Annotated in this window: 12 protein-coding genes and 1 pseudogene; 10 read left to right on the forward strand and 3 right to left on the reverse strand. The window is 61.1% G+C overall.

Going from position 1 to position 12688, the window contains the following annotated elements:
- Positions 1-364: 364 nt before the first annotated feature.
- Positions 365-1132, reverse strand: coding sequence for a helix-turn-helix transcriptional regulator (locus M0808_RS28140; RefSeq protein ID WP_247843160.1), 768 nt, complete (start codon positions 1130-1132; stop codon positions 365-367).
- 705 nt (positions 1133-1837) lie between these two features.
- Between M0808_RS28140 and ycaC the strand changes: the two genes are divergently transcribed.
- Positions 1838-2470, forward strand: a complete 633-nt coding sequence (ycaC, locus tag M0808_RS28145; RefSeq protein WP_247843161.1) for an isochorismate family cysteine hydrolase YcaC — start codon at positions 1838-1840, stop codon at positions 2468-2470.
- A 304-nt stretch (positions 2471-2774) separates the two neighbouring features.
- Here the strand turns inward: ycaC and M0808_RS28150 are convergent.
- Together M0808_RS28150 and M0808_RS28155 are read right to left on the reverse strand one after the other, a co-directional pair.
- A pseudogene (locus M0808_RS28150) lies at positions 2775-2933 on the reverse strand (cell filamentation protein Fic); the annotation flags it as partial.
- Entirely contained in the window at positions 2930-3193 is a 264-nt protein-coding gene (locus M0808_RS28155) for a hypothetical protein (protein WP_003224234.1), read from the reverse strand. The pseudogene M0808_RS28150 and the gene M0808_RS28155, both read right to left, overlap by 4 nt.
- A 258-nt stretch (positions 3194-3451) precedes the next feature.
- Between M0808_RS28155 and M0808_RS28160 the strand changes: the two genes are divergently transcribed.
- From M0808_RS28160 to M0808_RS28200, 9 genes are all read left to right on the forward strand, one after another.
- Entirely contained in the window at positions 3452-4387 is a 936-nt protein-coding gene (locus M0808_RS28160; RefSeq protein ID WP_247843162.1) for a Gfo/Idh/MocA family oxidoreductase, read from the forward strand.
- A gap of 215 nt (positions 4388-4602) precedes the next feature.
- The gene (locus tag M0808_RS28165) at positions 4603-5655 is read left to right on the forward strand and encodes an isopenicillin N synthase family oxygenase (RefSeq protein ID WP_247843163.1); all 1053 of its coding nucleotides are present in this window, start codon (positions 4603-4605) and stop codon (positions 5653-5655) included.
- Between the two features lie 27 nt (positions 5656-5682).
- Positions 5683-6492 (forward strand): MetQ/NlpA family ABC transporter substrate-binding protein, encoded by an 810-nt coding sequence (locus tag M0808_RS28170; RefSeq protein ID WP_202370693.1) that lies wholly within the window; start codon positions 5683-5685, stop codon positions 6490-6492.
- The gene (locus M0808_RS28175) at positions 6489-7289 is read left to right on the forward strand and encodes a methionine ABC transporter ATP-binding protein (protein WP_247843164.1); all 801 of its coding nucleotides are present in this window, start codon (positions 6489-6491) and stop codon (positions 7287-7289) included. Before M0808_RS28170 ends, M0808_RS28175 begins: the two co-directional genes overlap by 4 nt.
- A complete protein-coding gene (locus M0808_RS28180; protein WP_247843165.1) occupies positions 7286-7957 on the forward strand; it encodes a methionine ABC transporter permease in 672 nt (223 codons plus the stop codon). The genes M0808_RS28175 and M0808_RS28180 overlap by 4 nt, the downstream gene beginning before the upstream one ends.
- Positions 7958-7965: 8 nt before the next feature.
- Complete coding sequence (locus tag M0808_RS28185) at positions 7966-9516, forward strand: sugar ABC transporter ATP-binding protein (protein ID WP_247843166.1); 1551 nt, start codon at positions 7966-7968, stop codon at positions 9514-9516.
- Positions 9509-10534 carry an ABC transporter permease gene (locus M0808_RS28190; RefSeq protein ID WP_247843167.1) on the forward strand — a complete coding sequence of 342 codons (1026 nt, stop codon included), beginning with the start codon at positions 9509-9511 and terminating at the stop codon, positions 10532-10534. The genes M0808_RS28185 and M0808_RS28190 overlap by 8 nt, the downstream gene beginning before the upstream one ends.
- Before the next feature lie 31 nt (positions 10535-10565).
- On the forward strand, positions 10566-11621 hold the full coding sequence (locus M0808_RS28195; RefSeq protein ID WP_007966380.1) for a substrate-binding domain-containing protein: 1056 nt from the start codon (positions 10566-10568) through the stop codon (positions 11619-11621).
- 68 nt (positions 11622-11689) lie between these two features.
- Positions 11690-12355 carry a molybdopterin-dependent oxidoreductase gene (locus tag M0808_RS28200; protein ID WP_247843168.1) on the forward strand — a complete coding sequence of 222 codons (666 nt, stop codon included), beginning with the start codon at positions 11690-11692 and terminating at the stop codon, positions 12353-12355.
- Positions 12356-12688: the final 333 nt, after the last annotated feature.

Raw genomic sequence — 12688 nt, forward strand, 5'->3', positions numbered from 1 at the left:
GCGGCCCGACGGATAAAAAGACGCTTCCCGGCATCCCTTGGCGCCTTCTGTGCCCGTCGCGGGCAGTGCCTGCAGGGCTTGAATGAGAGGGTTGCCAGCCGTATCGGCCTCTTCGCGAGCAAGCCCGCTCCCACAGTTTTAGCCGGGTGTTGCCGTAACCATTGGCTCAGCGCATACCAATGTGGGAGCGGGCTTGCTCGCGAATGCGGTGTGCCAGCCAACACCTTAAGTGCCTGACACGGCCTCTTCGCGAGCAAGCCCGCTCCCACAGTTTTAACCGGGTGTTGCTGTAACCATCGGCTCAGCGCATTTCGATGTGGGTGCGGGCTTGCTCGCAGCGGCAGTTCCTGCAGATCGGGCACCATCAAGCGGCGTGGGGTGAGCCGGGCAGGGTGGCGGTATGTTCAGGCGAGTACATCCAGCGCATCAACGAATGCCGGCCGCTGATCCCCAGTTTGATCGCGGCGCGTTTGAGGTAGCTTTCCACTGTGTTGACCTTCAGTTGCAACTGTTCGGCCAGCTCCGGCGCGGTACGCCCGGCGAGCAGGCCGATGCACACTTCGGTTTCGCGATTGGACAGCCTCAGGCCCAGTTGCTGCAAACGCTCGTTGAAGCGCAGCCGCAGGTTTTCCAGGCCCTGTTGCGCGCCATCAGCGCTGGGCGACGGGTCTTCTGTGTTGGTCTGCTGGGGTTGCAGGGCGTGAATGTGTTTTTCCACCATCGGCAACAGCACCGGAGAAATGTCCTGCAACAAACTCTGCTCCTGAGCCGAGAATCGTTGCGACTGGTCGTTGCGATACACCGAAATCACGTAGCGGTAGCCGTCCTTGCGCCGGGTCAGGTGTAGCTGCGAGGCGTCGGCGCTGGCCGCGTCTGGCGTGTCTATCGGCTCGCTCGAGCGTGCGGCAATCTGTTCGCAGAATACCGTTTCAGCCTGCTGGGGCGAGTCTTGGCCGGTTTCCGGCGGGTTGCGATGGGCGGGGCGGCCCACCGGCTCGACGCGCATCTGGCGAATGTGTGTGGCGTCCACCGCCAGTTGTGTCTGGATCAGATCATGCAGCATCCGCGGAAAGTGCCGGCTGCCGGTGCTCGCAATGACTTTACCGATGTGGGGAAACAGGTGTGAATTCATAAACATCATCCATGAGTTGCAGGTGAAACAGTCCCATTCCTGACCTGCGTCGAGCATGTTCCCTGGTCGGCGCAAATGTCAGGATGTGGATCCTATCCTAGTACAACGTTTGAAAGACGGTTTAATGAAGGTGTTATTAGCTCATAACTTCATCCACAGGGTTATGCGGTGAACCCAGGAATGGCGGCCTGCCGAGATCCAGTGTGGGAGCGGGCTTGCTCGCGAAAGCGGTGTGTCAGTCATTTGAGATGTTGCCTGGAATGACCCCTTCGCGGGCAAGCCCGCTCCCACAGGGTTATGCGGTGAACTCAGGAATGGCGGCCTGTCGAGATCCAGCGTGGGAGCGGGCTTGCTCGCGAAAACGGTGCGTCAGTCATTTGAGATGTTGCCTGGAATGACCCCTTCGCGAGCAAGCCCGCTCCCACAGGGTTATGGGGCACCGCCTACCCGCAAGGCCTGAACTTCATTGACGCAACGATGGAGAGTGTACTGAACCGGGCGCCGTGCAGTTTGATGATCGCCAAACCAATGCTCGAGCCAAACTGAGTCGGAGGCTGGCAAGCCTGTGTTGTGTCGCCAGGATTGTCCGTTATGAGTTGACAGTGAAACGCTTTTCAACCGATTTATCGGTTCCGGTCGTGTCAGTAATCTGTGCCCATGTTCAACGCAACGCCCACTACCTCAACCAAGAAAAGGGATTCAAACATGAGCACTGCAACCTACAACCGCCTGAACAAAGACGACGCCGTAGTCCTGCTGGTCGACCACCAGACCGGTCTGATTTCTCTGGTTCAGGACTTCTCGCCGAACGAGTTCAAGAACAACGTCCTGGCCTTGGCCGACCTGGCAAAATTCTTCAACCTGCCGACCATTCTCACCACCAGTTTCGAACAAGGCCCCAACGGCCCGCTGGTTCCGGAACTGAAAGAAATGTTTCCCGGTGCGCCGTACATCGCCCGCCCAGGCCAGATCAACGCCTGGGACAACGAAGACTTCGTCAAGGCGATCAAGGCCACCGGCCGCAAACAGATCATCATCGCCGGTGTCGTGACCGACGTCTGCGTCGCATTCCCGACCCTGTCGGCACTGGCCGAAGGCTTTGACGTATTCGTCGTCACCGACGCCTCCGGCACCTTCAACACCACCGTCCAGCAAGCCGCGTGGAGCCGCATGACCCAGGCCGGCGCACAAATGATGAACTGGTTCTCGGTCGCCTGTGAGCTACACCGCGACTGGCGCAACGACATCGAAGGGCTGGGCAATCTGTTGTCGCAGCGGATTCCGAACTACCGGAACCTGATGAACAGTTACTCGGCGTTGACCGCTCAGCAGAAGTGATTGCAGCGTTGTGAACGTGAAAGCCTGCCCTGAAAAGTTAATGCTGTTCACTTAAGCCCGACACTGTGACTGTAGCGAGGGAGCTTGCTCCCGCTGGGTCGCGAAGCGGCCCCAAAAGAGGGACTGCTACGCAGTCCAGCGGGAGCAAGCTCCCTCGCCACGGGTTTCAATTGAACGCAAAATTTCTTAAGTGAGCAGCATTAGCCCTGAAAAGCAGGCTTTTTTTCCGTTGTCAGCCTGCAGGCGTGCGGCCCAACTCAAACGTGATGAGGATTCGCAGGGAGGGCTTTGCAACTGATGCTCACTCAATGGGCTTTTTCTTGATGAGATAGGCGAGAGCATCGTCGATACTGGCTTCAAACGAGAGGTGCTCGGATTCTTTGACTTCAGTGGGATCTTTGAGTTTGAGCGAGTTTTGAAGATAGCCTTCAGTCTCAAAATCGCCGAAGGGGTCGAAATTCATGCGCTCAGTTGCTTTTTGCAACGCCTTTTTTCCTGCAGGTACCTGCCTTGCAGGGCCATGATTTCTGTCTTGCTCAGAACGCCTTTTCTTTTGAGGTTGACGAGCAACTGCTCAACACCGTCCAGTTCCACGACATCACCGGCCAGGCGCGTGATCGTCACCGCCATGCAACTGAGGTTGTCACGGTCGGCGGTAACCTTGTGGGCTTTGGCGAGCAGGCGAACTTCAGTCGCGACGCTCTCTGTGGCTGATCTGGTCATTTGGAACCCCTCGTTTTCTCTCTCGGAGCATAGCACGGCGTCGTTTCCGGGGGCATGCCAGCTAATGCTCGGCTACCTGGGAAGGTACTTACAGAAAGCGGCTTATTCGTTTGCGCCGCTGCATCAGCGTTGCTACCCGTTGCGCTGACCGAACGCGCACACCAGCAGTTTTTTGATCACCGCCACCGGGTATTCCCTGACGTTTACGGCTAATCTGCGCACTCGCTGACGACAACAAGACAAAAACAGGAGTCACTGATGCAACCGATCCGTCTCGGTCTGGTGGGCTACGGCAAGATTGCCCAGGATCAACATGTTCCGGCGATCAACGCCAATCCCGGATTTCGTCTGGTGGCGGTCGCCACGCAAGATAAACCCTGTGCCGGGGTGGAGAACTTTCACTCGTTGAGCGAGTTGCTGGAGAACGGCCCCGAGGTGGATGCGATCGCGTTTTGTACGCCGCCGCAAGGTCGGTTCGCACTGGTGCAGCAGGCGCTGGCCGCCGGCAAACATGTGTTGGTGGAAAAACCGCCGTGCGCCACGCTGGGTGAGGCGCTGGCCCTGGTCAGTCAAGCGCAGCAGCAGGGTGTCAGTGCGTTGTTCGCCTGGCATTCGCGCTACGCCCCCGGCATTGAAGCCGCCCGCGACTGGCTCGCCAGCCGCACGCTGCAAAGCGTGCAGATCGACTGGAAAGAAGACGTGCGCAAGTGGCATCCCGGGCAGACGTGGATCTGGCAACCCGGTGGTCTGGGCGTTTTCGATCCGGGCATCAATGCCTTGTCGATTGTCACCCGTTTGCTGGCGCAGCCATTGTTTGTCGAAGCCGCCGAACTGCGCGTACCGGAAAACTGCCAGTCGCCGATTGCCGCGTCGATCAAGATGTCCGATGCGCACGGGCTCGACGTGCAGGCGGAATTCGATTTCGACCACGGTCACGACGAACTCTGGAGCATCGAGATTCGCTGCGCCGAAGGAGTGCTGCGGCTGGATAACGGCGGGGCGCTGCTGAGCATCGACGGCGTGCGCCAAGTGGTGTCGGAAGAGGGCGAGTACACCGCGGTGTATCGACACTTTCAGCAACTGATTGGCGATCGGGCCAGCGACATGGATCTGCAGCCACTGCGGCTGGTGGCTGACAGTTTCTTTGTCGGCAGCCGGGTGGCAGTCGAACCGTTTTATGACCCGGCACGTTGATCAGTTGAAGCGGGAGAGCTGTCGCGTGATGACAGCGAACTTGAGCGTCAGGCCTAAGCTAATGCAAAAAGGGTATTTGTTCGTGGTTTTTAAGATCGTTTAGTTTTGTCTCACGACGAATCAAACGCATCAAACCGATAGACCCCCGATTGCCATGACGGCACACGCTGAATCGATCAAAGGCTCTTCAGGTTTGATTCACACGGGAGTGAATCATGCCGCATACCCTCGATATCACCACGCTGCCGACGCTGGACCTTTCGTTGTTCGAAGGCACCGCGCAACAGCGTTATGAATTTCTTGAAAACCTGCGTCACGCCGCGCGTGACGTCGGCTTTTTCTATCTCACCGGCCATGGCATCGACAGCCACCTGCTCAAGCAGGTGCAGGATCACGCCCGGCAGTTCTTTGCCTTGTCCGAGCACGAAAAAAACGCCGTCGGCATGATCAATTCGCCGCATTTTCGCGGTTACAACCGTGCCGCTTCCGAGATCACCCGTGGTCAACCCGACTGGCGTGAGCAGTTCGATCTCGGCGCCGAGCGCGAAGCGTTGCCGTTGGACGCGGAAAGCCCGTTGTGGGCGCGCTTGCAGGGGCCCAACCAATGGCCGGCGGCGCTGCCAGAACTAAAACCGCTGCTGCTCGAATGGCAACAGGCGATGACGCGCATGGCGTTGCGTCTGCTGCGTGCCTTTGCCCAGGCGCTGTCGCTGCGGGCGGACGCGTTCGATCAGTTGTACGGCGACAAGCCCAACGAACACATCAAGTTGATGCGCTATCCAGGCCAGGCCGCCAGCGCGAGCCAGCAGGGCGTCGGCGCGCACAAGGATTCGGGTTTCCTGAGCTTTCTCCTGCAAGACCAGCAGGCAGGTCTGCAAGTGGAAGTCGAGGAGGGGCGCTGGATCGATGCGCTGCCCCGCGACAACACGCTGGTGGTGAACATCGGTGAACTGCTGGAGCTGGCCACCAACGGCTATCTGCGCGCCACGGTGCATCGGGTGGTGTCGCCGCCCGCAGGCAGCGAACGCTTGTCCATCGCCTTTTTCCTCGGCGCGCAACTCGATGCCGTGGTGCCGCTGTATCCGTTGCCCACCGCGCTGCTGCGCGAAGCGCGTGGCCCGGCGAGTGATCCGCTCAATCCGTTGTTTCGCGATGTCGGCTGGAACTACCTCAAGGGTCGGTTGCGTTCGCACCCCGACGTCGCCCGGCGCTTCTATGCCGACGCGCTGATGCCCGCCGCACCGGCTCGTAAAACCGCCAACGCCTGATTCATCACTCGCTCAAGGACTCCGCACATGTTGAAAAAAGCAGGTTTGACCCTGGCCGTGCTCGGCGCGCTGGTGACTTCGTTCGGCGCTCAGGCACTTGAGCCGTTGCGGGTGGCGGCCGACCCGGTGCCCCACGCGCAGATTCTCGCGTACATCCAGACAATCGATCCGCAACTCAACCTCAAGGTCATCGAGATTCCTAACGGCGTGAACTCCAACGAGCTGCTGGTGCATGGCGATGTCGATGCCAATTACTTCCAGCATCTGCCGTATCTGAAATCCCAGGAGCAAGCACTGGGGCAGAAACTCGCGGTGGCCGCCACGGTGCATATCGAGCCGCTGGGCATCTATTCGCGCCGGCACAAAAGCTTCGCCGAGGTGCCGGAAAAAGGCACCGTCGCCGTGCCCAACAACGTCACCAACCTGAGCCGTGCGCTGTACCTGTTGCAGGACAACGGCCTGATCAAACTCAAGCCCGGCTTCAAGGATCCGGCAGCCGATCAGGCCACACCCAAGGACATCGCCGAGAACCCGAAACAGCTGAAGATCCTCGAAATCGAATCGCCGCAAATCCCTCGGGCCCTGGACGATGTCGACCTTGCGGTGATCAACGGCAACTACGCACTGGAAGCCGGACTGGTGCCAGCCCAGGATGCGCTGGGGCTGGAGAAGGCCGAGCACAATCCGTACGCCAACATTCTGGTGACCACGCCGACACTGCAAAACGATCCGCGCATTGCGCAACTGGCCAAAGACCTGACCTCGCCGCAAGTGGCGAAATACATCACCGATAACTTCAAGGGCTCGGTGATTCCGGTGGAGGATGGCAAGCCATGATCGTCGTCGAGCAGGTCAGCAAGACCTACCCGTCAGCCGCCGCGCCGGCACTGGATCAGGTGTCGCTGAGTATTCCCGACGGCGCGATCTACGGCATCCTCGGGCGCAGCGGCGCAGGTAAGTCGACCCTGTTGCGTTGTCTCAATCTGCTCGAACGCCCGGACAGCGGGCAAATTCTCATCGACGGCGTGGACTTGCTGACCCTGTCGCCCAGCGACCTGCGCCGCCAGCGTCAGCGCATCGGCATGATATTCCAGGGCTTCAATCTGCTGCACTCGCGCACCGTTTTCGACAACATCGCCGTGCCGCTGGAAATCGCCAACGTCGGCAAACCGTGGCGCCATGTGCGGGTGCGCGAACTGCTGGAACTGGTCGGTTTGACTGACAAGGCGCAAGCCTTTCCCTCGCAGTTGTCCGGTGGGCAAAAACAGCGGGTGGGGATTGCCCGCGCCCTGGCCGCCGAGCCGGCGTATCTGCTGTCGGACGAAGCCACCAGCGCGCTGGACCCGGAAACCACCGCGTCGATTCTTGACCTGCTGCGCGATATCAATCGGCAACTGGGCGTGACCATCGTGCTGATCACCCATGAGCTGGAGGTGGTCAAGTCGATCTGCGATCACGCGGCGTTGATGGCGGACGGGCGTCTGGTCGAGTCCGGCCCGGTGCCGCGATTGCTCGCCGATGCGCAATCGAGTCTCGGCACTTCGTTGCGTCCGACCTGCGGCCTGCCGCTGGGCCACGACATCCCCGGGCTCAGCTTCCTCAAGCAATACGGCGTGCGGGCGGCCCAATCATGAACCGCACGATCAACTGGGATGAAATCCTGCAACTGGTGTTCAACGCCACCGGCGAAACCCTGTACATGGTCTTGCTTGCCGGGCTGTTCACGCTACTGATCGGTTTGCCGCTCGGGGTGTTGCTGTTTGTCAGTCGCCGCGATGGCCTGTGGCCGCTGCCACGCCTCAATGCTGCGCTGGGTTCGCTGGTCAATCTGGGGCGCTCGCTGCCGTTTGTGGTGATGTTGATTGCACTGATTCCGCTGACCCGACTGGTGGTCGGCACCACCCTCGGCAGCACCGCTGCGGTAGTGCCGATCACCATCGGCGCGTTTCCGTTTTTTGCGCGGATCGTCGAGAACGCGCTGGATGAAGTCGACAAGGGCCGAATCGAAGCGATCCTCGCCATGGGTGGCGATATCCGTCATGTGATTTGCAAAGTGCTGTTGCCCGAAGCGCTGCCCGCGTTACTGGCGGGGACCACTCTGACGCTGGTGATGCTGATCGGTTTTTCTTCCATGGCCGGGGTGATTGGCGGTGGCGGCCTCGGTGATCTGGCGATCCGTTACGGCTATCAGCGTTTCAACAATGAAGTGATGGTCGCCACCGTGGTGGTGCTGGTCATTCTGGTGCAGGGCGTGCAGAGCCTGGGCGACCGGCTGGTGCGTTCGCTGGCCCATCGACGTTAAGGAATTTTATGAGTGTGGTCGTGGCCCGCGCGCCGCTGATTCAGGTGCGTGAACTGAGCAAGACCTTCGGCTCGAACCGCGCACTGGATCGCGTCAGCCTGCAGATTCATCCCGCTGAAGTGGTGGCGTTGCTCGGTGCCAACGGTGCCGGCAAATCGACGCTGGTGAAGATTCTCGCCGGCAGTCAGGGCGCCGATGGCGGCGAGATTTACATCGACGGTCAGCCCCGGCAATTCAGTTCGCCGCTGTCAGCCCGTCGGGTCGGGATTGTCGCGGTGCATCAGCAGATCAACGAGGGCATTGCGCCCGGTTTGAGCGTGGCGGAAAACCTGCTGCTCGATGAGTTGTGCAAGCCCGACGCGGACTTCTGGCTCAATCGCAAACGTCTGCTCGAGCGCGCCGCGAGTATCGCCGCCGGGCTGGGTCTGGTGTTGCCGCTGGAGCAGCCGATTGAACACCTGGGCCTGGCCGAACGGCAGTTGGTGGTGCTGGCGCGGGCCTTTGCCTTGCAGCCGCGTCTGCTGATTCTCGATGAGCCGACCGCAGCCTTGTCGGATGCCGAGGCGCAACGGCTGTTCGGGCTGATCGACACCCTGCGCAGCCGTGGCGTGGCGATTGTTTACATCTCCCATCGCTTGTCCGATCTGCAACGGGTGGCGGATCGCGCCATTGTCCTGCGCGATGGGCGACTGGCCGGAGAATTCAGCGCGCGGCAGTTGCCCGAGGCGGTGCAGGCGATGCTCGGGCAGGCGCTGGACGGGCATGTCTACACGCCCGGCAGCGTGGGGCAAAAAGTATTGGGTGCGCGAGGTTTGCAGATTTTGCCGCACTCCAGGCGTTTCGATTTCAACCTGCACCAAGGCGAAGTAGTGGTGTTGACCGGGCTGCTCGGCGCCGGCAAAAGCGAGATTGCCGAAGTGCTGTTCGGCTTGCGCAAAGCCGTGGCTGGCAGCCTGCAACTGGACGGCATGGACTGGCTGCCGGGTTCGCCGAGGGCGGCGATTCGCAGCGGTGTGTTTCTCGCGGCGGAGGATCGCGCCAGTCAGTCGCTGGTGCCCGACTTTTCCCTGCGCCGCACACTGACCTTGCCGTTTCTGGAGCGCTTCACCCGTGCCGGTTTCATTCGCAACCGCGCCGAAGCCGCAGCGGTCGAGGCGCAAGTCGCGGCGCTGGGGATCAAGACCGCCGGCATCGAGGTGCCGATGAGCGCGCTGTCCGGCGGCAATCAACAGAAGGTCGTGCTGGGTCGCTGGCTGCTCGGGGACGGGCGGGTGTTGATTCTCGATGAGCCGTTTCAGGGCGTCGACGTGCGCGCCCGTCGCGAGATCGGCCAATTGTTGCGCGACAGTGCCGGCGGCCGGGCAACCCTGGTGATTTGCGCCGATGTCGATGAAGCCTTGGAAATCGCCGACCGCATTCTGTTGGTGCGCGATCACGCGGTGGTCGCCGAATACCCGCGTGCCGGTCTTGAGCGCGCGACCCTGGTCGCCGCGCTGGCCGGCAGCGACGCTAGCGAAAATCCCTTTCACGCCACGCCAAGGAGCAGAGCGAGTGCCTGATTCGAGTTCATTGTTGTCTGCCGCTACGGCACCCGCCGAGCGCCTGCTGCACGCGCTGATCCGCTACGGCCTGTTGTGGCTGCTGGCGCTGATCGTGGTGTTTTTCAGTGTCGCGGAGCCGGCGTTTTTGCGCGTCGGCAATCTGTTCAGCATCTTGCAGTCGGTGTCGATCGTCGCGCTGCTGGCTCTTGGCGTGACCCTGACCATGGCGGTCGGCGGGCTTGATCTGTCGATCGGTGCGGTGGCGGCGATGAGCCTGATGATCGCCAGTTACGTGATGGTGGTGCTCGGCTGGGGCGCGGTGCCGGCGGTGCTGATCAGTCTGGCCGGTGGCGCACTGGTCGGGCTGCTCAATGGCTGGCTGATCGTCAAGCTGCGGGTGCCGGACATTCTCGCGACGCTGGGCAGCATGTTTCTGGTAATTGGCGTGCAACTGATTCCCACGGGCGGACGCTCGATTGCGGTGGGCATGACCTTGCCCAGTGGCGTGGAAACCGAAGGCACCTTCAGTGCGGCGTTTCTTGCCCTCGGCCGCGGACGCTTGTGGGACGTGGTGCCGGTGCCGGTATTGATCACTGCGTTGGTGGCGCTGGGGGTGTGGCTGTTTCTCGAGCGCACGCGCATCGGCCGGTTGTTTTATGCGATTGGCGGCAACGAGCAGGCAGCGCGATTGGCAGGCGCGCCAGTGCAGCGCTTCAAGTTGCTCGCGTACGTGCTCTCGGCGTTGCTCGCCTCGCTCGGCGGGTTGCTGTTGGCGGCGCGCCTGGGTCGGGGTGATGTCAGCTCCGGCAACGGTCTGGTGCTCGACGCCCTCGGCGCGGCGCTAATCGGTTTTGCCGTGCTCGGAGCGAAGAAGCCCAATGCGTTCGGCACATTGGTCGGCGCACTACTCGTTGCCTCGTTGCTCAACGGTCTGACCATGCTCAACGCGCCGTACTACGCGCAGGATTTCGTCAAGGGACTGGTGCTGGTGCTGGCCCTGATGTTCACCTTCGGCCTCGCGCATCGGGCGCGCTGAGCCGGTTCATTTGTCGCTGCAAGGAAGATGTATGCACGGTTCAATCAAGCAGTTCGCACGCCATTGCCTCGCCGGCGCGGTGCTCTCGGCATTGGCTTTGAGTGCTCAGGCCAAGGCATTGCCAGGTGCTCCGGCGCCGTTCGATAAAGGTCAGGTGCAGATCGCGCTGGTCGGCTATCTGTTTTCCGGGGACTTTCCCGAGGCGTACCTGCGCGGCGTGGAGAAACAGACCGAGGCGCTGGGGGCCAATCTGCGGGTGTTCGATGCGCGGCAGCAGGCGGCGAGTCAGGGCGAGATGATCGATCAGGCGATCGACCTCGGCGTCGACGGGATCATCGTGCAACTGGGCCTGGCGGAAACCCTCAAGGGACCGATTGACCGGGCGATCGCCAAAGGCATCAAGGTGGTGGCGTTCGACGTTGACCTGAACAGTCCGCAAGTGACCCAGGTTGAGCAGGATCACCATGCACTGGCGCGACTGGCGCTGGATCAGGCGGTGAAGGACAACGGCACGCGGTTCGATGCCGGTTACGTGTACATCAGCGGCTTCACGCCGATGGAGCGCCGCGACGAGATCTGGAGTCAGGTGAAAAAGGCCAATCCGGGCATCATCGAGAAGGCGCGTTTCGGCACGCTCAACCCGCCGATTGCCAACTCGGTGGCGGATCAGGCCAGCGCGGTGCTGCGGGCCAATCCGGATATCAGCGTGATCTTCGCGCCGTTCGACGAGTTCGCCAAAGGCGCGAAGATCGCCGTCGACGAGGCCGGGCTGGGGCGCAAGGTGAAGATCTACAGCGCCGACATCTCCACCGCCGACATTCAGATCATGAAAGAACCTGACAGCGCCTGGGCGGCGACCGCCGCGGTCAATCCGCAAGTGGCGGGGGCGATCAGCGTGCGCAGTCTGGCGATGTTGATTGCCGGCGAAAATCCGGGACATCAGGTGTTGGTGCCACCGACCCTGATCACCCGTCAGCAGTTGCTCGATCTGGACGTGAAAAACGTCCGCGACCTGGCGCAGAAACTCCCGGCGTTCGGTGATACCGCCAACGTGGCGCGGGCCGAGTGGATTCCTGTGGCGAACTGAATGCAGCCGTTATCACCAGGTGAGGCGCTGTATGCGCGGCAGGCATCCTGACGCGCTTGGGAGTGAATATGCACAACAAAGCCACGCGCTTGCGCAACAGCCGCGCACCTAAGGCTGACCCGGCGCTCGGTCAACGCTTGCCGCCGGGGCAGGTGTTGACCGAGCGGTTCCCGATTCTCCACGAAGGCACGGTGCCGGAGTATGAGTTGGCAACCTGGTCACTGCGCCTGTTCGGCAAGGTCGGGCGTGGCGTCGAGTTGAGTTTTGCCGACCTGCAGGGTTTGCCGCAACGCCAGTTGCAATGTGACATTCATTGCGTCACACGCTGGTCGAAGTTCGACACGCAGTGGAGCGGGGTGCATCTGCAGGATTTGCTGAGCGAGCTCGATATCCAGCCCGCTTCACGTTTTGTCATGGCCCACGCCGATCACGATTACCAGACCAACCTGTTGCTGGACGACCTGCTGCACCCGGACAGCCTGCTCGCCACCCATTACGCCGGCCAACCCTTGACCGCCCAGCACGGCTGGCCACTGCGGCTGGTGGTCGCCGGGCGCTACTTCTGGAAAAGCGCCAAATGGCTGCGCGGTCTGGAGTTTGTCGACGAAGAACAACCCGGTTTCTGGGAGCGCAACGGCTTTCACCTGCACGCCGATCCGTTTACGGAGCAACGCTTTAGTGCACAGGCCCTGGACATTGCCGAGGATGCCTGGCTGGAAAAGGAATTCGACTGAGGTTTTGCGCCTGTTTTGCAGTCAACCTCCCGGGTGACTGGACTGGCCCCTTCGCGAGCAAGCCCGCTCCCACATTGGATTTCAGTCGGGAGTAAAAAGTCAGCTCGCTCCAATAACAACTGTGGGAGCGAGCTTGCTCGCGAAGAGGCCATTCCAGCCAACATCTGCATTGGCTGATGCACCGTTTTCGCGAGCAAGCTCGCTCCCACACTGGATTTCAGCTGGGAGTAAAAAGTCAGTTCACTCCAATAAAAGCTGTGGGAGCGGGCTTGCTCGCGAAGGGGCCATTCCAGCCAACATCTGCATTGACTGATACACCGATTTCGCGAGCAG

Source organism: Pseudomonas sp. MWU12-3103b (genome assembly GCF_023100615.1).
GTDB classification, from domain to species: Bacteria; Pseudomonadota; Gammaproteobacteria; order Pseudomonadales; family Pseudomonadaceae; genus Aquipseudomonas; species Aquipseudomonas putida_A.